The organism is Cryobacterium sp. SO2 (assembly GCF_026151165.2).
In the GTDB taxonomy this organism is placed as follows: Bacteria; Actinomycetota; Actinomycetes; order Actinomycetales; family Microbacteriaceae; genus Cryobacterium.
On record NZ_CP117849.1, the window covers coordinates 3438976 to 3458783 of the forward strand.

Genomic DNA, 19808 nt, shown 5'->3' on the forward strand with positions numbered 1-19808 from the left:
CACGCGAATCCGCACTGACATCCAGCCGGTGCGTCTGCGGCCGGGCGGTGCACACCCGTTCCGAAGGATCGAATTGCGGGTAACTGTCAGAGCCCGGCGGTACTCTCTCTGGCGTGACGAACGACACTTCAACTTCCCGCACCCTCGCCTTCGCCGCCGGAGCCGTGGCCACCACCGCCGGGCTCGGCGCCGCCGGCGCTGTCGCCTACCGACGCTTCCGGCGCACGCTGGCCGCCAACGCCGCGGAACTCAACGAGACCCTGCCGATCAACTCGCTGTGGTGGCGCACCCACGCGAAGGAGAAGGGCGACCTGCTCTACGTCGCCATCGGCGACAGTGCCGCGCAGGGCATCGGCGCCAGCGTTCCGAACCGCGGCTACGTCGGCATCCTGGCCGACCACATCCGCCTCGCCACCGGCCAGACCCTCCGAGTGATCAACCTCAGCGTCTCCGGTGCCACCGTGGAGCTGGCGGTGCGCGACCAGCTGCCGAGGTTCAAGAAGCTGCAGCCCGACATCGTCACGGTCGCCATCGGCGCCAACGACATCGCCCAGTGGGATGCCGCCCGGTTCGAGGCCGGCATCCGGGAGGTGTTCGCTGCCCTGCCGCCGCATGCCCTGGTGGCCGACCTGCCCTGCTTCCACCTGCCGCACAACGAGCGCAAGGTGGCCGTGGCGAACCGAATCGTGCGCGACGTGGCCGCGGAGCACGGCCTTACCGTGGTGCCGTTGCACGCGACCACCCACCGTGAGGGCTGGCGCAGCGTGTTCACCCAGGTCGCCAACGACATGTTCCACCCCAACGATCGCGGTTACCGCATCTGGGCGGAGGCATTCCTGCCGGAGATCAGCGCCGTGGTGGCCCACCGGATTCCACAGAAGACCCTCGCCGACTGATGGGTGTCGGCAGCCGCAGCTAGGCTCGCAGACATGGCTAAACCCGTCTCGAATTTCCGTTGCACCGAGTGTGGCTGGACCACGCTGAAATGGGCGGGCCGCTGCGGTGAATGCCAGCAGTGGGGCACTGTGGTGGAAACCGCGGAAAAGACCGGCATCGTCCGGTCTGTCACACCGTCGTTCGTGAGCGGGCCCGGCGTGGCCCGGCCGATCACCCACGTCGACACCACGGCGGTGGCGCACTGGCCCACCGGTATCAGCGAGTTCGACCGGGTGCTCGGCGGCGGCATCGTGCCCGGCTCGGTGATCCTGCTCAGTGGCGAGCCCGGCGTCGGCAAGTCCACCCTGCTGCTCGAGGTGGCGTCGAAGGCGGCCGTGGCCAAGTCGAGGGTGCTCTACGTGAGCGCCGAGGAGTCGGTGGCGCAGGTGCGCCTCCGCGCCGAACGCACCGGCGCCCTGCAGCCCGAGCTCTACATCGCCGCCGAGACCGACCTGGCCACCATCCTCGGTCAGATCGACGCGGTCAAACCCGACCTCGTCATCATCGACTCGGTGCAGACGGTGTCCAGTTCCCTCAACGACGGTCAGGCCGGGCAGCCCGGCCAGGTGCGCGAGGTGGCGTCCACGCTGATCCGGCTCGCCAAGGACCGCAACTTGCCCGTACTGCTGGTGGGTCACGTCACCAAGGACGGCAGCATCGCCGGCCCCCGCCTGCTCGAGCATCTGGTGGATGTGGTCTGCCAGTTCGAGGGCGACCGGCACACCTCGCTGCGTTTCGTGCGCGCGTTGAAGAACCGATTCGGCTCCACCGACGAAGTGGGATGTTTCGAAATGACCGGTGACGGCATCAACGAGGTCTCCGACCCGAGCGGCCTGTTCCTCAGCCGCGGCACCACGGCCGTGTCCGGCACCTGCGTGACCGTGTCGTTAGAGGGCCGGCGCGCACTGCCGGTGGAGGTGCAGGCCCTGGTGATCGACACCGTGATGCCCAACCCGCGCCGGGTGACCAACGGGGTGGACGGATCCCGGGTGGCGATGCTGCTGGCGGTGCTGGAGAAGCGGGTCGGCTATCCGCTGTCGAAGAAAGATGTCTACGTGTCGACAGTAGGCGGCGTGCGCCTGGTGGAACCGGCGGCGGACTTGGCCATCGCGATCGCGGTCGCCTCGGCGCTCCTGGACGAGCCCATCGCGCACAACGTGGTCGCGTTCGGCGAGATCAGCCTGGCCGGAGAGATCCGGCCGGTCAGTGCCGCGAACCAGCGCGCCACCGAGGCGGCCCGGCTGGGCTTCACCACCCGCATCGACGCGTCCAGCAGCACGGTGCACACCGCGGTGACCCGGGCGCTCGGCACGGGGAGCTCCCGGCGCGACGCTGAACTCGACGACGCGTTCCGGTAGACCGGTCCCCCGGGTTCAGACCGTCGGCGTCAGTCCGCCAGAGTCAGTCCGTCGGAGCGGCGTCATCACCGATCGGTCCGAGGGCTCGCAACAGGTCGTCGGGCGCGGCCTGCATCACGTGTGGACCGGCGATGTCGAAGAAGACCATCTCGAGGGTGTTCTTGTGCACGGTGAGGAACTCGCGGAGCCACTGGGCGTCACCCACCATGACCTGCGGGTTCACTTCGTCGGGGATCATGCGAGCGTAGTTCTCGCCGGAGGAGAAGAGCAGCAGCATCCGCTTGTCGGTGCCTTCACGGCCGAAGACCCGCACCTGCTCCGCGTTGCCCTTCACCACGAGTTGCGGCACGATCACGACGTCGTTGCGCAGCGCGTACGCGACGGCGGCGACGTCTTGGTTGGCCAGCGCGGTGGCCAGGGCTTCTGAGCGGGTGTCCGGGGTCGCGTCTGTCACGTGTTCCATTCAATCATCCGTCGCCGGAGCGGGGCCACTCGAGGCCTCAGCCCGGAGCGAACGCGGCACGTCAGTTGAGCAGGAACTGGGTGGGAGTTGCGGATGCGACGCCGCCGACACTCACCGACAGGTAGTAAGACGCGCCCTCACCGGGCACGGCCTCGCGGTCGGTGATCTCGCAGGTCTCCGGGCTCGATCGGGTGCGGTCCCAGACCAGCGGGGTCTTGGTGGTCACCGCGACGCCGGGTTCGAGGGTGACCTCCGCGTCGAGGGGGTCGGTCTGGCAGTCCGTCGAGGTCCAGTAAACGTCGGCGCCGCTGGTGATGGTGAAGACCTGGGTGGAGGTGCCCGCGTTCAGGTCGCACGGCGTGGTGCCGGTGTTCGTCACACTGAGCGAGAGCTCGGGTTCGTCGCCTGCGTCGTAGGAACTCTGGTCGGTGATCGCCTCGACCAGAACGCTCGCCGGGTCGCAGACGGCGGCCGCGGTCTCGCCGGTGTCAGTGGTCGCGGCCGGGTTCGGGGTGGCCGCGGGAGACGTGGCCGTGGCCGGGTCGTCTCCGCCGCCGGGACGGAAGAAGATGAGCAGGATGATGACGAGCACGGCGAGAAAACCGAGCCCCACCACGAGGCGGCGGCGCCGGTAGACGCTGCTGGCCTGGGGGCCGACGGGATGTTTGGTCGTCGACATAATCCAAGGCTAGCGAGGTCCACCGGCGCCGCCGGTATCGCGCTGCGTGTCGGCTACGATTCCATGGAAATCCAGCGACGGTGCGGCCGACACCTGAGCACGCAATGGTCAGACGAGGCGCTTGAGCATCCGGGTGTTTCCGAGGGTGTTGGGCTTGACGCGGGCGAGGTCGAGGAATTCGGCGACACCCTCGTCGTGTGAGCGCACGAGTTCGGCGTAGACGGCCGGGTCCACGGTCTCGGTGCCCATGTCAACGAAGTCGTGCCGCAGGAAGAAGTCCACCTCGAAGGTGAGGCAGAAGAGGCGGCTCAGGCCGAGGTCCCGGGCATCCGCCTCGAGCCGGCCCAGGAGGGCGTGCCCGACGCCCTTGCCGAGCCAGTCCTCGGACACGGCCAGGGTGCGCACCTCGCCGAGGTCCTCCCACATGACGTGCAGAGCGCCGCAGCCCACGAGCTTGCCGTGGGCGTCTTCGACCACCCGGAACTCTTGCACGGCCTCGTAGAAGACCACCAGGTCCTTGCCGAGCAGGATGCGCTGCTGCACGAGGGGCTCGACGAGCTCCTGAATCAGCGGAACGTCGCTAGTGCGAGCCCGACGGACGATGAACTCCTGCTTGGTCACGCCCGCCCGCTCTCCCGGCCGCCGTAGCCGCCGATTCACTTCCACCGAAAGGTCAAGTCTATGGGCGCGCCAACGACCGAAGGCCCGGCGGAATCCGCCGGGCCTTCGAGTGTGCTGGTGTTCTTAGTCGCTGGTGATGGCCAGATCGGGCGTGCCCGGTCCGGTTCCGACTGCCGCGGCGGTGTTGATACCCACCGAGACGGCCTCGTTGCGGTTCGTCGTGGTGAACACGTACTCCCCGTCCACGAAGTCGACGTGCACGTGGTCGCCGGCGTTCAGCTCACCGTGCAGGATCTTCTCGCTCAGGCGGTCCTCCACCTCACGCTGGATCGCGCGACGCAGCGGCCGGGCACCCAGGGCGGGGTCGAAGCCGACCTCGATGAGGTGCTCCTTCACCGCGAGGGTGAGGTCGATAGTCATGTCGCGGTCGAGCAGCCGGTCGCCCAGGCGCTTGACGAACAGGTCCACGATCTGCAGCAGTTCGGGCTTGGACAGCTGCGGGAAGACGATGATCTCGTCGACGCGGTTGAGGAACTCGGGCTTGAAGTGCTTCTTCAGCTCCTCGTTCACCTTTCCGCGCATCCGGTCGTAGCTGGTGGCGGTGTCGCCCTCGAGCTGGAACCCGACGGGCGAACCGCTGATGTCCCTGGTGCCGAGGTTGGTGGTCATGATGATGACGGTGTTCTTGAAGTCGATCACGCGACCCTGGCCATCCGTCAACCGGCCCTCTTCCAGGATCTGGAGGAGCGAGTTGAAGATGTCGGGGTGCGCCTTCTCGATCTCGTCGAACAGCACCACGGAGAACGGCTTGCGACGCACCTTCTCGGTGAGCTGGCCGCCCTCTTCGAAGCCGACGAACCCGGGAGGAGCACCGAACAGGCGCGATACGGTGTGCTTCTCGCCGTACTCACTCATGTCCAGCGAGATCATGGCGGCCTCGTCGTCGAAGAGGAACTCGGCGAGCGCCTTGGCCAGCTCGGTCTTACCGACACCGGTGGGGCCGGCGAAGATGAACGAACCGCTCGGACGCTTCGGGTCCTTCAGGCCTGCACGGGTGCGGCGGATGGTCTTGGCGAGCGCCGAGATGGCCTCTTCCTGACCGATGACGCGCTGGTGCAGTGCCTTCTCCATGAAGACGAGCCGCGAGGACTCTTCCTCGGTGAGCTTGAACACGGGGATGCCGGTGGCCTGGGCCAGGACCTCGGCGATCAGGCCCTCGTCGACCACCGCGGTGGTCTTGACGTCGCCGGACTTCCACTTCTTCTCCAGGCGCAGACGCTCGCCGAGGAGGTTCTTCTCCTCGTCGCGCAGGCCCGCTGCCTTCTCGAAGTCCTGGTCCTCGATCGCGGTCTCCTTGGCGGCACGAACCACGGCGATCTTCTCGTCGAATTCGCGCAGCTCCGGCGGGCTCGACAGGATCGAGAGCCGCAGGCGTGCGCCGGCCTCGTCGATCAGGTCGATGGCCTTGTCGGGCAGGAACCGGTCGGAGACGTAGCGGTCGGCGAGGTTGGCCGCGGCCACGAGGGCGCCATCGGTGATGGAGACCTTGTGGTGCGCCTCGTAGCGGTCGCGCAGACCCTTGAGGATGTTGATGGTGTGCGGCAGCGACGGCTCGTTCACCTGGATGGGCTGGAAGCGGCGCTCGAGGGCGGCATCCTTCTCGAAGTGCTTGCGGTACTCGTCGAGCGTGGTCGCGCCGATGGTCTGCAGTTCACCGCGGGCGAGCAGCGGCTTGAGGATCGAGGCCGCGTCGATGGCGCCCTCGGCGGCACCGGCTCCGACGAGGGTGTGGATCTCGTCGATGAACACGATGATGTCGCCGCGGGTGCGGATCTCCTTGGTGACCTTCTTCAGGCGCTCTTCGAAGTCACCGCGGTAGCGGCTGCCGGCGATGAGCGAACCGAGGTCGAGCGAGTAGAGCTGCTTGTCCTTCAGCGTCTCGGGCACATCGCCCTTGACGATCGCCTGGGCGAGGCCCTCGACCACGGCGGTCTTGCCGACGCCGGGTTCACCGATGAGCACGGGGTTGTTCTTGGAGCGGCGGGAGAGGATCTGCATGACCCGCTCGATCTCCTTCTCGCGCCCGATGACCGGGTCGAGTTTGTTGTCGCGCGCCGCCTGCGTGAGGTTGCGCCCGAACTGGTCGAGGATCTGGCTGCCCGCGGGGTTCGCCGCGGTCTCGTTCGCGCCCACCTGGACCTGCTCCTTTCCCTGGTAGCCGGAAAGGAGCTGGATGACCTGCTGGCGCACCCGGTTGAGGTCGGCGCCGAGCTTGACCAGCACCTGGGCGGCCACGCCCTCGCCCTCGCGGATGAGCCCGAGCAGGATGTGCTCGGTTCCGATGTAGTTGTGGCCGAGCTGCAGGGCTTCCCGCAGGCTCAGCTCGAGCACCTTCTTGGCACGCGGCGTGAACGGGATGTGACCCGTGGGCTGCTGCTGGCCCTGGCCGATGATGTCCTGCACCTGTTCGCGCACGGCATCGAGGGAGATGCCGAGGCTCTCCAGGGCCTTGGCGGCCACGCCTTCACCCTCGTGGATGAGACCGAGCAGGATGTGCTCGGTTCCGATGTAGTTGTGGTTGAGCATCTTGGCCTCTTCCTGGGCCAGGACGACGACACGACGAGCTCGGTCGGTAAATCTCTCAAACATATGAACACTCCCTTGGCGCCAGGGCGGTTATGGCACCGATACAAAGAGAGTAACCAGCGCAAGGCCGGATACGTGCCTCTGTTCGCCGTGGGCGTGACGGATGCCGCAGCCCGGCGTCACCCCCGATCGCGCACGAACGCCCTGCGCCGCGGCCTTTCCCCTGATCTGATCCCGTTCGGACGAGTTACCCCCGCATAACGGGGCAACTCGTCCGCCGGCGGGCAACTCGACGGGACGCTGCCCTTGCGAGGGCACTGGAGTGCGCAAATACTGGCTGCATTCGGCTCCACGATTTCGCGACCTGCACCCGCAGGCGAAAGGCGGTGGCACCATGGACGGCTCTGCGAACCCCGCCGGTACCGGCAGCATCGGCCCGAACGGCTCCCGCACCGCCACCGACCCCGCCGACGAGATCGCCAGGCTCTCCGCCGAGAACGCCCGGTTGCGCGGGCAGCTCGGCCCGGCCGCCGAGCACCGCGCGGCCACCCGGTGGCGCGCGTTCTTCGCGGCGCTGCTGATAGCCATCGGCGTGCTGCTGGCGCCGGTGAGCGTGGTGGCGTACTGGACCAAGGGTTACATCAACGACACCGACAGGTTCGTGGCCTCACTCGCCCCGCTCGCGAAGGACCCGGCCGTGCAGGCGTACCTGGTCGACGAGATCGTCACCGTGGTCAACGACAACGTCGACATCGACGGCATCACCAAGAACCTGTTCGACGGGCTGGCCAACCTCGACCTCCCCCCGGCCGCCAAAGACGCCCTGTCGCTGCTCGAACAACCGGCGGCGCAGGGCGTGCAGAGCCTGATCCGGTCGGCCGCCACGAACATCGTCAGTTCGGATGCGTTCGCGCAACTCTGGGAACAGGCGCTGCGCACCAGCCAGACCCAGATCATCGCGGCGTTGGAGGGCGACACGTCGTCTGCCCTCGTGATCAGCGACACCGGCGAGATCGGCATCCAGCTCGGCCCGATCATCGAGGAGGTGAAGAAGGAACTGGTCAACAGGGGATTCTCCCTCGCGCAGAACATTCCCGAGGTCAATCGCACCATCGTCGTAGCCCAGTCGGATTCGCTCGTGCAGGCGCGCACGGGCTATCAGCTGCTGAACGTGCTCGGCTTTGTGCTGCCGCTGGTGAGCCTGGGCCTGATCGTGCTCGGCGTGCTGGTGGCCCGGCGCCGGGCGCGCACCATGATCTGGGCCGGTCTCACCCTGGCCCTGGCCATGGCCCTGCTCTCCGCCGGGATCGCGGTGGGTCGGATCCTCTTCGTCAGCGCGCTCTCACCCACCTACCTGCCCAACAACGTGGCCCAGGCTCTGAATGACGCCGTGGTGCCATTCATCAACACCACCGCGCTGTCGGTGGGACTGGTCGGCTTCACCGTTGCCGTCGTGGCGTACCTCGCCGGCCCGTTCCGGGGGTCGGCGATCGTTCGGCAGGCCACCATCAGAACCTCCGCCCGGCTGCGCGTCGCCGCCGAGAACGGCGGGGTCACCACGGGCGCCTTCGGCGACTTCGTCTTCCACTACCGCCGCCTCGCGCATGTGCTGATCGGGCTGGGCGCCGCGGCCGTCGCGATCTTCTGGCGCCCGCTCACGCCGGCCGTGATCATCTGGACCGCGGTGCTCGCCCTGCTCGCGGTGCTGCTCGTGGAACTGTTGCAGCGTCCGCCGGTCGAGCCGGTCGCCGGACCGCCCGGTTCGCAGCGGGCCGGCCCGGCACCCGAAGACCGCTCCGGCCCTGGCCCTGGCGCGTCCTCCGGCGGCGCCGCCGCAGACGCCGAGCCGCTCAACCCCACCCTGCCACTGCCGCCGGGAGACCCCGACGACCTGCGCGGCCAGACCGGGCCGACCGAACCTCTCGAACCCCTGCACGCGCCGAGCCGGCCGGATTAGCTCGCGCCGGATTAAGCTCGCAGAGTGAGCAACCTCGAAACCGAACCGGCCGAAATCGTCTGCGCCAACACCTCCGGCACCGAGGCGGATGCGGATGTCGTCATCCTGCAGCCGCGGGATGTGCCGCTCGGCGGTCCCCGTGCGATGGGCGTGCGCCGCACCCTCCCCCAGCGTGAACGCAGCCTGATCGGCGCCTGGTGCTTCATCGATCACTACGGCCCGGACGACGTCTCCGTCACGGGCGGGATGGTCGTGCCGCCGCACCCGCACACCGGGCTGGCGACGGCGAGTTGGCTGTTCGCCGGCGAGGTCGAGCACCGTGACAGTGTGGGCAGCCTCGCGCTGGTGCGGCCGGGCGAGTTGAACCTGATGACCGCCGGCGCCGGCATCAGCCACTCGGAGGTGTCCACCCCGAACACCACGGCGCTGCACGGCGTGCAGCTGTGGATCGCGCTGCCCGAGCTCACCCGGCATCAGGACCCGCACTTCGAGAACCACATCATCACTCCCGTGCGGCAGGACGGCGTCACCCTGCACGTCTTCATCGGTGCCCTCGCCGGGCACATCGCGGCCGCCGCCGGCGACACCCCGCTGCTCGGCGCGCAGATCGACCTGCCCGCGGGGTCGTCGATCAACCTGGCTGTCGAGCCGTCCTTCGAACACGGAATGCTCGTGGACACCGGCACGGTGACCCTCGCCGGCACCGCCCTGCGGAGCACAGAGTTGGGCTTCGCCGCGGCCGGGCGCACGAGCATTCGCCTGGAGAACGTCGGTGACGGCCCGGCCCGCGTGCTGCTGCTGGGCGGCGAGCCGCTCGGCGAGCAGATCGTGATGTGGTGGAACTTCATCGGGCGCAGCCACGACGAGGTCGTCGCGTGGCGGGCCCAGTGGCAGGCCGAAGTGATCGACGGGGCGGATGCCGCCGGCCGGTTCGGCCACGTGGCCTACCACGGCGCCGCACTGCCGGCGCCGGCGCTGCCCAACGTGCGGCTGAAGCCCCGCGGGTGACCGGCTGAGGCAGCGCGCCTGGTGAATGCGCCTGCTGAACGATGCCTATTGGACCGCGGAGGTGAGCCTGGCCAGGTTGTCGAGGATCGTCGAGCGCAACGGCTGCTTCATCCACTCGTCGAGGGTGAGCTCGCGGCTGTCGGCCCGGTAACCGTCCTCCACCTTTCGCAACGCCTCCACGAAGGAGTGCCCGCGCACCATCAGGGACACCTCGAAGTTGAGGCTGAACGATCGCATGTCCATGTTGCTGGAGCCGATCACGGCTACGTCGTCGTCGATGGTGAAGTGCTTGGCGTGCAGCACATACGGTGCCTTGTACATGTAGATCTTCACGCCGGCCCGCAGCAGTTCCTCGTAGTACGAACGCTGGGCGTGGTAGACGAGGGCCTGGTCGCCGATCTCGGAGACGAACAGCTCAACGTGCAGGCCGCGCTGCACGGCGGTGGTGACGGCGTACATGATCGACTCGTCCGGCACGAAGTAGGGGCTGGTGATCACGATGCGTTCTTGTGCGTAGTACAGCAGCGCGAGGAACAGGCGGAGGTTGTTCTCCCCCACGAAGCCGGGCCCGCTGGGCACGACCTGGCAGTCGAGGGCATCCGGCACGGCTTCGCGGTGCACGGGCTCGATGTCGCGGGTGAGCAGCTCGTTCGTTTCGCTGTACCAGTCGGTGATGAAGATGGCGTTCAAGCCGGCGACGATGGGGCCCTCGAGCCGCACCATCAGGTCTTTCCACTTGAGACCGCGGCGGATGTTGCTCTTCATGTTGTAGGTGCGGTCGATCACGTTCTGCGAACCCATGAAACCGACCCGGCCGTCCACGATGACGAGCTTGCGGTGGTTGCGCAGGTCCGGGCGCTGCCACTTGCCCTTGAACGGCTGCAGCGGAAGCATCAGCTGCCACTTCACACCGGAGGCGGTGAGGCGCTGCTTGGTCTCCTTGAAGCCGGGCTTCCGCATCGACTGGATGTGGTCCATCAGCACGCGCACCGTCACGCCGCGCTTGACGGCGTTCTCCATGGCGTCGAAGAACGGCCCGGTGGTGTGGTCGAGGGAGAGGATGTAGAACTCGACGTGCACGTACTTGGTGGCCTTGTCGATGTCGGCGGCCATCGCGGCAAGGGTTTCCTCGTAGTCGCCGTGCAGCCGGGCGCGGTTGTCGCCCACCAGCGGCATCGCGCCCAGATTGCGGTTGAGGGCCACGACCGACTCGAGCCAGCCCGGCCACGGGTGATCGCGTCGCACCCGTTCCATGCCGGCCGTGCTGTCCAGGATGAACTGGTTGATCTCGGCCTGCATGGCCACGCGCTTCTTCGGCAGGGTACGGAAGCCGATCAGCAGGAACAACAGGGCGCCGAAGTACGGGATCAGGAAGATGGCCAGCAGCCAGGCCATCCCGGAGGTGGGCCGGCGGTTGCGGGGGACGACGATGATGGCCACCACCCGGATGGCGAAGTCAACGAGGAACGCCACCACGAGGAGGATGGTGGACAGGTCGATTCCGACCACGGTCAGCTGGCCGGTTTGTCGAGGCCGAGCCGGGCTCGTTCCTCGGCTTCGATCCGCGCGTAGGCGTTCCGCTCGGTGCGGTCGGCGCGGATGATGGCGCGCATGATGATCCAGAAGATCACCCCGACCAGAACGGTGGGCGCGAGCGAGAACAAAGCGTTGGCCCAGAAGCTATCCATAGTCACTCCAGACTACGCGACCAAGCCCCGCCCCCATCCGCGAGCAGTGACTTAAGCCAAGGATTCGCGAGTTTCGAGTGCTTTTCTCTCGGTTCGCGAAGTGACCGGGGGTTACTTGACGAGGATGCCCCAGATACCGCTGCCGAGAAGATAAAGCCCGACCCCGCCGACCACGATCCAGATCATGATCCGGTTGTTCGAGGGACCCTTCTTGCCGTCGTCGTCAGGCTTCAGCTCGTCTTTGGGCAGAAAAGTCATCATGCGGGCTACTTTACCAACGGGAACAGAATGGTCTCGCGGATGCCGAGGCCGGTGAGGGCCATCAGCAGCCGGTCGATGCCCATGCCCATGCCGCCGGTGGGCGGCATGCCGTGCTCGAGGGCTCGCAGGAACTCCTCGTCCAGGCGCATGGCCTCCGGGTCGCCGCCGGCGGCGAGCCTGGCCTGTTCCACGAAACGCTCGCGCTGCACGACGGGGTCAACGAGCTCGGAGTAGCCGGTGGCAAGTTCGAAGCCGCGGATGTAGAGGTCCCACTTCTCCACGACGCCGTCGATGGAGCGGTGGCCGCGCACCAGCGGGCTGGTGTCCACCGGGAAGTCGAGCACGAAGGTGGGGCGCACGAGGTCGCCCTTCACGAAGTGCTCCCACAGTTCTTCCACGTACTTGCCGTGGATGGGGTGGTCGACCTCGACACCCTCTGCGGCGGCGAGGGCCTGCAGTTCGGCCAGCGGGGTGGCCGGGCTGATGGTGTGGCCGACGGCGGCCGAGAGGCTGTCGTACATGCTGATGCGGTCCCACTCGCCGCCGAGGTCGAACTCGGTGCCGTCGGCCCAGGTCACCACCTGCGAGCCGCCGGTGATGGCCCTGGCGGCGTCCTGGATGAGGGTCTGGGTGAGCTCGGCGATCGAGGTGTAGTCGCCGTAGGCCTCATAGGCCTCGAGCATCGCGAACTCGGGCGAGTGGGTGGAGTCTGCCCCCTCGTTGCGGAAGTTGCGGTTGATCTCGTAGACCCTGTCGATGCCGCCGACGACGGCGCGCTTGAGGAACAGCTCGGGGGCGATGCGCAGGAACAGTTCGGTGTCGAAGGCGTTGCTGTGGGTGGCGAACGGGCGGGCGGAGGCGCCGCCGTGCATGGTCTGCAACATCGGCGTCTCGATTTCGAGGAAGCCGCGAGCGGTGAAGGTGGCCCGGAGGCTCGCGACGGCCTGGGAGCGCTGCACGACGGTGCGGCGGGCCTGGTCGCGGGCGATCAGATCGAGGTAGCGGCTGCGCACGCGGGTCTCTTCGCTGAGCTCGGAGTGCAGGTTGGGCAGAGGCAGCAGCGCCTTCGCGGCGATCTGCCACTCGGAGACCATGATCGACAGTTCGCCGCGGCGGGAGGAGATGACCTCGCCAGAGACGAAGACGTGGTCGCCGAGGTCGACAAGGTCCTTCCAGGCCGCGAGCGAGTCCTCGCCCACCGCGGCGAGCGACACCATGGCCTGGATGCGGCTGCCGTCGCCGGACTGCAGGCTCGCGAAGCACAGCTTGCCGGTGTTGCGCAGGTGCACGATGCGGCCGGCCAGGCCCACCGTGACGCCGGTTGCGGCATCCGCCTCGAGCTCGCCGTACTCGGCGCGCACGGCGGGGATGGTGTGGGTGACGGGCACCGACACCGGGTAGGCGCCGCCGCCGGCGCTGGTCGCGGCCGCGTTCAGGCGGTCCCGCTTGGCCAGGCGCACGGCCTTCTGCTCGCTCAGCTCGGCCGCTGCGGCCTGTGCGTCCTGCTCGTCGGGGCTGGACGCGGCGTCGGGGGTGGTGCTCATGCGGTTCTCCGTTGGTGGGCGTGCGCGGGCCGGGCCAGCGCGTGCAGTTGACAAGCGGTTAGGGGATGTCCAGTGAAATGTTGTCGATCAGCCGGGTGCTGCCGACCACCGCGGCGACCAGCATTCTGGCCTGGCCTCGGTAGTCGTCGTCGACCGGCAGGTACGTGTGGGGGTGCACGACAACGAGATAGTCCAGTTTAACCAGAGGCTGGGCCCCGATCACCGCATGCGCGGCCACGATCGCGGCCGGCACGCCGCTGCTGGCGGCGGTCGCGGCGGCGTTCAGGCCCACCGAGAGCGACCTGGCGGCCGAGCGCGCGGGCTCGTCGAGGTTGCGGTTGCGGCTGGAGAGGGCCAACCCGCTGTCTTCCCGCACCGTGGGAACGACCTCGATCGTCGTGCGCAGGTTGAGGTCGGCGACCATCCGCTCCACCAGGAACACCTGCTGGGCGTCCTTCTGGCCGAAGACGGCGATGTCGGGTTCGACGATGTTGAGCAGCTTCGCCACGACCGTGAGCATGCCGTCGAAGTGGCCCGGCCTGGCGGCGCCTTCGTAGAGGCCGCCGACCGTGCCGGCGGTCAGCCGGGTCGACGACGCGCCGTCAGGGTACATCTCGCGGGCGTGCGGCGCGAAGACGAACGCGGCGCCCTCCTCCGCCAGCGCCGCCACGTCGGCGTCGAGGGTGCGCGGGTAGGTGTCGAGGTCTTCGTTCACGCCGAACTGCAGCGGGTTGACGAAAATCGACACCACCACGATGTCGCCCAGGGCGACGGCGCGGCGCACCAGGGCGCGGTGGCCGGCGTGCAGGGCGCCCATGGTCGGCACGAGCACAACGTGGGCGTCACCGCCTCTGGCGGCGGTGTTCTGCTTGGCGAGGCAGAGCCGGTTGCGCAGCTCGTCGATCGTGTCGATGACTTCTGGCTTGGTGAGCACGGTCACTGGTCCTCCGGGTCGAACGGGTCATACGGGTGGGTCGGGTGGGTCTGGCCGGGCGGGCCGTCGAGTTCGTCGAGTTCGTCGAGCGGATGCGGCGCGCCGAGCCTGTCGGCGCCGTTGCGGGTCAGGGCGTTCTCGATCGCCGAGCGCACGAGCGGGGCGAGAACGGCGCCGGGTTGCTCGATGCCGATGTCCCGCAGCAGCCGGGTGGACTGCTCGACGATCGAGGTGGAGAAGGCCGTCGCTGTCTCGATGGCTTCGGCGTATGCGGCCCTGTCGCCCTCGGCGACGATCACGGGTTCGCCGCCCATCTCCACAACCAGGGCCTGCCCGATGGGCAGCACCGGCCCCGGCGCGGTGACGGCGAAGTAACTGTCCGCGAGCCGGGCGATGTCCAGGCTTGTGCCGGTGAAGGTCATGGCCGGGTGGATCGCCAGCGGGATCGCGCCGGCGCGCAGAGCGGGCGCGAGCACGGCGGTGCCGAAGCGGGCAGAGGTGTGGAGCACGAGCTGGCCCGGCTGCCAGGTGCCCGTCGCGGCCAGCCCGGTGATGAGGCTGTCCAGTTGGTCGTCCGGAACGGCCAGAATGACCAGCTCGCTGCGTTCGACGACTTCGGGCACCGTGAGCACGGGCACCAGCGGCAGGATCGCCTCGGCGCGGTCCCGGCTCTCCTGCGAGATCGCCGAGATGCCGACGAGGGCGTGGCCGGCGCCCGCGAGGGCGGCGGCGAGGATCGGGCCGACATGGCCGGCCCCGATCACGCCGATGCCGAGCCGACCTGGACGCTGGTTCATGGGGTGACCTCGGTGACGGTGACGGCGGCAGGGCCGGTCACGGGGGTGACGATCGGGGCTGGGGTGGTGATGGTGCGGCTCCAGTGGTTGGTCGTGTCCGATGCGGAGGCCGCCGCGGCGCCGGCGGCGATGATTTCGAGCATCCGCGCCGCATCGCCGGTGTCGATCACGCTGAGGGTGGCGCTCACCGGGCCGGCCACGGTGTGCAGCCGGGCCTGGGCGAGCCCGAGCCGGCGCCGCACCGGTCCCTGGTTGATGCCGATGCTCTGCAGTCGGGCCAAAGGCACCACCACGAGCTCCCGGGAGAGCACTCCGTGACGCAACAGCGCGACCCCGGCGGAGACCGCGTAGCCGGTGCGCCGCCAGGAAAACGGACGTAACCAGGCGGCCCGGCGCGGCGCGGAGCGGAAGCCGTCATCGCCGCCGCGGGAGGTGAGCCCGCGCTCGATGAGGGCACGCTGTTCCTCCGCCTCGAAGCCGGGCAGAATCAGCTCGAGCACCTTCGCCACGTCGGCGAGCGATCCCACCGGGAGCATCGTGGTTGCGGCCTGCCCTGCCGCGCCGTCGTTGGTGGAGTGGCCGGCCTTGTTGATGCGGATCTGCCACCAGCCGAACGGGCGCCAGGCCAGCGGCTGGGACACCCCGATCGCGTGGATGCGGCCGGGCGGGAGGGTCTCGTTGCTCGTGGTGAGCAGGCCGAAGCCGACGCGCACGCCGTCCGGCGTGCCGGCGATGCTGTAGCGCAAGGACTTGGTGAACCTGGAGAAGTAGAAGCCGACGCTGGCGATCGCGCCGGGGAAGATCGCGATCAGGAGCCACTCACTTCCGCCGGCGACGACGCTGGCGATCAGCGCCACAGCGAGCAGTGCGACGAACACCGTGTAGCCGCTGAAGACTATCGAGCCGATCAGGCGGAGCGGCGGGATCCGCACGACGGACTGGGGCGGTGCCGCGTCCGGGTCGAGCTCCGGCGCGAGGAACTCGCCGACTCTGGCGGTCGCATAGTCGCCGAGGCCCGGCCTCGGAGCGGGTCCTGGCTGCCCCGGCCCGTACGGCGGGGCGGCGGCGGCATCGACGCCGGAATCCACGGTGTCATCGATGACCGGGAGCGAGGGTGCTGCGGAGCCGGACTGCCTGGCCCCCGAGGCCAGGTGCAGGATGTCGCGGCGAAGGCCGTCGGCCAGCGCTGAGCCCAGATAGGCCAGCTGCACGTTGGCGTCCTGGCCGGCAACGCTCACCTCGAGCTTGGCCGCGCCGAACAGCCGCGGGATCAGGGGCCGCACGATGTTGACACCCTGGATGCGGTCGAGTCTGGCCTGCCGATGGCTGCGGAACAGGATGCCGCTGCGCACCTCGACGGATTCGTCGGTGACCCTGAAGGTGTGCATCCGCCAGGACAGCGTGAACGCGATCAGGATGACCACGAGGATCACGGCGGCGACGAGGAGGGCCCAGCCGACGGCGCCGCGTTCGTAGATCTCGTCCAGCGGGTCGCCGGACTCCCGCGGGATACCGAAGACCAGATCCACGAGCCGCTCGCGGAGGTTGGCGATAACGAAGCCGAGCAGGGCGAAGACGAAGATCCCGCCGCGCAGCAGTGGGCTCGCTGGGTGCAGGCGGTGCCAGTCCCCATCGGCGAGGGAGGTCACAACCCGGCCCGCCGACTCTCGGCCAGTTCGACCAAGCGATCGCGGAGGGCGTCGGCGTCCGCTTCGGCGAGCCCGGGGATGGCGACGCCGGAGGATGCGGCGGCCGTGACGAATTTGAGGTCGGCGAGGCCGAGCAGGCGCGCGACCGGGCCGCGGGTGATGTCCACGAGCTGCATCCGGCCGTAGGGCACTGACACGAAGCGCTGGTACATGATGCCCCGGCGGAAGAGGAGGTCGTCGGCGCGCAGCTGGTAGCCGATTGAGCGCACCCGGCGCGGCTCGAACGCGAGCGAGATGACGGTGACCAGGGCCACGGCGCCGCCCACCCAGGCCGCCCAGACCTGATCGGCGAGCAGCCAGAGCGAGCCGGCCACCGCGCACACGATGACCAGGAAGATGACGGTGCCGATCACCTCGACCATGACGTACTTCGGTGAGACCCGCTGCCACAGACCGGCCTCCGGCAGGTCCAGCCGAGCGCCGACGGGCGGCACGGCGGCGGGTTCAGCGGCGGGCACGGCGCCAGGTTCGGGCGCTGTCCCGAGGTCAGGCACGTGCTGCTCCGCCATTATGAGGTCCCTCGTTCTCCTGGTCGTGGTCGTCGCCCGGCGGGAGTGTGCAGAAGTGCTCCGCCACGAGACCACCCGCGAGGAGGATCACGGCGCCGAGCGCCATCCCGATTGCGAGCCACAACGATGTTACCGCCGGCACCACGGAGCGGGTGAGGATGAAGGCCACGATTCCGAGGCCGACGCCAAGCAGCAGGGCTCCGCTCAGGCTGGACGCCTTGGCCAGCAGGGCCACCCGCATGGCCCGGAACGGGTCGACGCGTCTGGTGGAGCGTCCCCTGGTGGCCTGCCGGATCGGCCAGGCCAGGCCGACGAGGATGACGGCGATGAGCACGAGCGCGAGCGGCAGGGTGAACGGCGGAACGAGGATCGGTGAGCTCCAGGCCGTCGCGGCCAATTCCGCCAGGAAGCCGACGACGAGGCCGGCCAGGCCGAGGGCGACCAGCGGGGTGGGGTGGGTGCGCTTCATCGGGTGCTCCCGTCGCCTGTCGCAGGGATCCGCACCGTGCGCTCGGCCGCGTGCAGCAGGTCGCGCACACGGCCGTACCCCGGCAGGGTCGCGTCGGGGTCGATGTCGAGCCAGGGCGCAAGCACGAAGTCCCGTTCGGCCGCACGCGGGTGCGGCAGGGTGAGCCTGTCGTCGTCGATGTGGAGGTCTCCGACAGTGATCAGGTCGATGTCCAGGGTGCGGTCGCCCCAGTGTTCCTCGCGCACCCGGCCGTGGGCCGCTTCGATGGCGTTGACGGCGTCGAGCAGGGCGTGCGGCTCACCCTGGTACGTGGTCGTGACGACGAGGTTCAGGTAGGCAGGTGCGCTCAGGTCGATCCCGTCCGGTTTGACGGCAGCAGAGCCGTAGACGGGTGAGACGGCGATCAGGTCCACGCCGGGCAGGTCTGCGATGTCGCTCACCGCGGCGGCGAGAGTCGCCTCCCTGTCGCCGAGGTTGCTGCCGAGGGCCAGAACGGCCGTGCGGACGCCGGCCAGCGCGGTCATGCCCGGCTCCGTTCGGCCCGGGTGCGTTCGATCTGAACCGAGACATCCGCGAACGGGATCTCGATGGGGGCCTGCGGCTTGTGCACGGTCACCAGCACCCGTTCGGCGGCGTCGTGCGCCAGCACCACATCGGCGATGCGTTCGGCGAGGGTCTCGATCAGGTCGACAGGGTCCCGGCGCACGGCATCGGCCACCTCTACGGCGAGTTCGCCGTAGTGGATGGTGCGGGCCAGGTCGTCGCCGGACGCGGCCGCGCGGAAATCGAGCCACACGGTCACGTCGATGACGAACTCCTGGCCGTTTTCGCGTTCGAAGTCGAAGACGCCGTGGTGTGCGGTGATCCGCAACCCGGTGAGGGTGATCGAGTCGGTGCTCATGACCCTATTCTGGCCGAATCGACCCGGGCCAGCACATTGAGGGCGGTTCGGGTTCCCGCGACGTCGTGCACCCGCACGGCCCAGGCGCCGGCCTGCGCCGCGAGCACGCTGAGCACGGCCGTGGGCAAGTCCCGGTCGAGTATGGCGGCGGTCTCCGGGAGCACACCGGCCAGGAAGCGTTTGCGGGAGGCGCCGACCATAACGGGCAGGCCGAGCGGCGCGAAGGCATCCAGTCGGGCGAAGACCTGCCAGTTCTGGTCGGCGTCCTTGCTGAATCCGAGGCCGGGATCCAGGATGATCTGGCTGCGGCCCACTCCGGCGGCCTCGAGCACGGCGACCCGCTCGGTGAGTTCGGCCACGACAGTGCCGACGACGTCGTCGTAGGTCGCCAGGCTGTCCATGGTTCCGGCGTGTCCGCGCCAGTGCATGGCGATGTACGGCAGGCCGGTGCGGGCGACCACGTCCGCCATGCCGGGATCGGCGAGTCCGCCGGAGACGTCGTTGATGATGTCGACGCCGGCGTCGGCCGCGAGCAGGGCGGTCTCGGCGTTGAGGGTGTCGACGCTGGTCCTGATGCCCTGCCGCCGCAATTCGGCGATGACCGGCAACACCCGGTCCTGTTCCACCCGGGGCGGTACCCGGCCGGCGCCGGGCCGGGTGGACTCGCCGCCGACGTCGATGAGGTCGGCGCCGGAGTCGCGCAGGTCGATGGCGTGCCGTACCGCGGTCTCGGTGCTGGCCCACCGGCCGCCGTCGCTGAACGAGTCGGGGGTGACGTTGAGCACGCCCATCACGAGAGTGCCCTTGCCACCCTCGGTCACAGGGAACCGCCGATCAGGGCGATGATCTCCGACCGCGCCACCGGCTGGGCGAGTTCGCCGCGGGTGGCCATGGTGACGGTGCTGCTGTGCGCCTGGCGGGGACCACGGGTGGTGACGCAGCCGTGGCTGGCGTCGAGCACTACCAGGATGCCGCGGGGCGCGAGGCCGGTCTGCAGCGCGTCGGCGATCTCCTCCGTGAGCCGCTCCTGCAACTGCGGCCGTGCGGCGAGGGTCTCGACCACATTGGCCAGTTTGCCCAGTCCCACGATGCGCTCACCCGGCAGGTAGGCCAGGTGCGCCGTGCCGAGGAACGGCAGCAGGTGATGCTCGCAGACGGACCGGAATTCGATGTCGCGCACGAGCACGAGCTCTCCGGTGCGGTCGCCGACCGGCACGGTGTCGCGCAGGTGGTCGAGGGGGTCCTGGCCGAGGCCGGCGAAGAACTCGGCGTACGCCGACGCCACCCGCTGCGGGGTGCTCTCGAGGCCGGCCCGGCCGGGGTCCTCGCCGATGGCGGCGAGGATCTCGGCGACGGCCGCTTCGATGCGTGGCTGGTCGACTCCCACG

The 19808-nt window shown here is 69.0% G+C and carries 21 protein-coding genes; 4 read left to right on the top strand and 17 right to left on the bottom strand.

Annotated features, from left to right (window positions below; genetic code table 11):
• Positions 1 to 113 precede the first annotated feature (113 nt).
• Both BJQ94_RS16240 and radA read left to right on the top strand, forming a co-directional pair.
• A complete protein-coding gene (locus BJQ94_RS16240) occupies positions 114 to 896 on the top strand; it encodes an SGNH/GDSL hydrolase family protein (RefSeq protein WP_265397864.1) in 783 nt (260 codons plus the stop codon).
• Between the two features lie 33 nt (positions 897 to 929).
• A complete protein-coding gene (gene radA, locus BJQ94_RS16245; protein ID WP_265397863.1) occupies positions 930 to 2294 on the top strand; it encodes a DNA repair protein RadA in 1365 nt (454 codons plus the stop codon).
• Between the two features lie 43 nt (positions 2295 to 2337).
• Here the strand turns inward: radA and BJQ94_RS16250 are convergent, their stop codons facing one another.
• From BJQ94_RS16250 to BJQ94_RS16265, 4 genes are all read right to left on the bottom strand, one after another.
• The gene (locus tag BJQ94_RS16250) at positions 2338 to 2757 is read right to left on the bottom strand and encodes a dehydrogenase (protein WP_265397862.1); all 420 of its coding nucleotides are present in this window, start codon (positions 2755 to 2757) and stop codon (positions 2338 to 2340) included.
• Between the two features lie 61 nt (positions 2758 to 2818).
• The gene (locus BJQ94_RS16255; protein ID WP_265397861.1) at positions 2819 to 3436 is read right to left on the bottom strand and encodes a hypothetical protein; all 618 of its coding nucleotides are present in this window, start codon (positions 3434 to 3436) and stop codon (positions 2819 to 2821) included.
• 108 nt (positions 3437 to 3544) lie between these two features.
• Entirely contained in the window at positions 3545 to 4057 is a 513-nt protein-coding gene (locus tag BJQ94_RS16260) for an amino-acid N-acetyltransferase (protein ID WP_265397860.1), read from the bottom strand.
• 123 nt (positions 4058 to 4180) lie between these two features.
• Positions 4181 to 6706, bottom strand: coding sequence for an ATP-dependent Clp protease ATP-binding subunit (locus BJQ94_RS16265; protein WP_265397859.1), 2526 nt, complete (start codon positions 6704 to 6706; stop codon positions 4181 to 4183).
• 331 nt (positions 6707 to 7037) lie between these two features.
• Here BJQ94_RS16265 and BJQ94_RS16270 point away from each other — a divergent pair, with 331 nt between their 5' ends.
• The gene (locus tag BJQ94_RS16270; RefSeq protein WP_265397858.1) at positions 7038 to 8600 is read left to right on the top strand and encodes a hypothetical protein; all 1563 of its coding nucleotides are present in this window, start codon (positions 7038 to 7040) and stop codon (positions 8598 to 8600) included.
• A gap of 24 nt (positions 8601 to 8624) precedes the next feature.
• Positions 8625 to 9608, top strand: coding sequence for a pirin family protein (locus tag BJQ94_RS16275; RefSeq protein ID WP_265397857.1), 984 nt, complete (start codon positions 8625 to 8627; stop codon positions 9606 to 9608).
• Positions 9609 to 9653: 45 nt separating this feature from the next.
• Here BJQ94_RS16275 and cls read toward each other — a convergent pair whose 3' ends face one another.
• From cls to folE, 13 genes are all read right to left on the bottom strand, one after another.
• Positions 9654 to 11123, bottom strand: a complete 1470-nt coding sequence (cls, locus tag BJQ94_RS16280; protein WP_265397905.1) for a cardiolipin synthase — start codon at positions 11121 to 11123, stop codon at positions 9654 to 9656.
• On the bottom strand, positions 11120 to 11296 hold the full coding sequence (locus BJQ94_RS16285) for a hypothetical protein (protein ID WP_265397856.1): 177 nt from the start codon (positions 11294 to 11296) through the stop codon (positions 11120 to 11122). The genes cls and BJQ94_RS16285 overlap by 4 nt, the downstream gene beginning before the upstream one ends.
• Positions 11297 to 11407: 111 nt before the next feature.
• Entirely contained in the window at positions 11408 to 11557 is a 150-nt protein-coding gene (locus tag BJQ94_RS16290; RefSeq protein ID WP_265397855.1) for a hypothetical protein, read from the bottom strand.
• A 5-nt stretch (positions 11558 to 11562) separates the two neighbouring features.
• A complete protein-coding gene (gene lysS / locus BJQ94_RS16295; protein WP_265397854.1) occupies positions 11563 to 13101 on the bottom strand; it encodes a lysine--tRNA ligase in 1539 nt (512 codons plus the stop codon).
• Positions 13102 to 13159: 58 nt separating this feature from the next.
• Positions 13160 to 14041, bottom strand: a complete 882-nt coding sequence (gene panC / locus BJQ94_RS16300) for a pantoate--beta-alanine ligase (protein WP_265397853.1) — start codon at positions 14039 to 14041, stop codon at positions 13160 to 13162.
• Positions 14038 to 14832 carry a DUF2520 domain-containing protein gene (locus tag BJQ94_RS16305; RefSeq protein WP_275875514.1) on the bottom strand — a complete coding sequence of 265 codons (795 nt, stop codon included), beginning with the start codon at positions 14830 to 14832 and terminating at the stop codon, positions 14038 to 14040. Before BJQ94_RS16305 ends, panC begins: the two co-directional genes overlap by 4 nt.
• A complete protein-coding gene (locus BJQ94_RS16310; RefSeq protein ID WP_265398555.1) occupies positions 14829 to 16481 on the bottom strand; it encodes a PH domain-containing protein in 1653 nt (550 codons plus the stop codon). The genes BJQ94_RS16305 and BJQ94_RS16310 overlap by 4 nt, the downstream gene beginning before the upstream one ends.
• Positions 16478 to 17035, bottom strand: a complete 558-nt coding sequence (locus tag BJQ94_RS16315) for a PH domain-containing protein (protein ID WP_265398554.1) — start codon at positions 17033 to 17035, stop codon at positions 16478 to 16480. The genes BJQ94_RS16310 and BJQ94_RS16315 overlap by 4 nt, the downstream gene beginning before the upstream one ends.
• The gene (locus tag BJQ94_RS16320; protein ID WP_265398553.1) at positions 17028 to 17519 is read right to left on the bottom strand and encodes a DUF3180 domain-containing protein; all 492 of its coding nucleotides are present in this window, start codon (positions 17517 to 17519) and stop codon (positions 17028 to 17030) included. The genes BJQ94_RS16315 and BJQ94_RS16320 overlap by 8 nt, the downstream gene beginning before the upstream one ends.
• A complete protein-coding gene (folK, locus tag BJQ94_RS16325; protein WP_265398552.1) occupies positions 17516 to 18043 on the bottom strand; it encodes a 2-amino-4-hydroxy-6-hydroxymethyldihydropteridine diphosphokinase in 528 nt (175 codons plus the stop codon). The genes BJQ94_RS16320 and folK overlap by 4 nt, the downstream gene beginning before the upstream one ends.
• Positions 18040 to 18420, bottom strand: a complete 381-nt coding sequence (folB, locus tag BJQ94_RS16330) for a dihydroneopterin aldolase (RefSeq protein WP_265398551.1) — start codon at positions 18418 to 18420, stop codon at positions 18040 to 18042. Before folB ends, folK begins: the two co-directional genes overlap by 4 nt.
• On the bottom strand, positions 18417 to 19241 hold the full coding sequence (gene folP, locus BJQ94_RS16335; protein WP_345893453.1) for a dihydropteroate synthase: 825 nt from the start codon (positions 19239 to 19241) through the stop codon (positions 18417 to 18419). Before folP ends, folB begins: the two co-directional genes overlap by 4 nt.
• Complete coding sequence (gene folE / locus BJQ94_RS16340; RefSeq protein ID WP_265398550.1) at positions 19238 to 19807, bottom strand: GTP cyclohydrolase I FolE; 570 nt, start codon at positions 19805 to 19807, stop codon at positions 19238 to 19240. The genes folP and folE overlap by 4 nt, the downstream gene beginning before the upstream one ends.
• Position 19808: the final 1 nt, after the last annotated feature.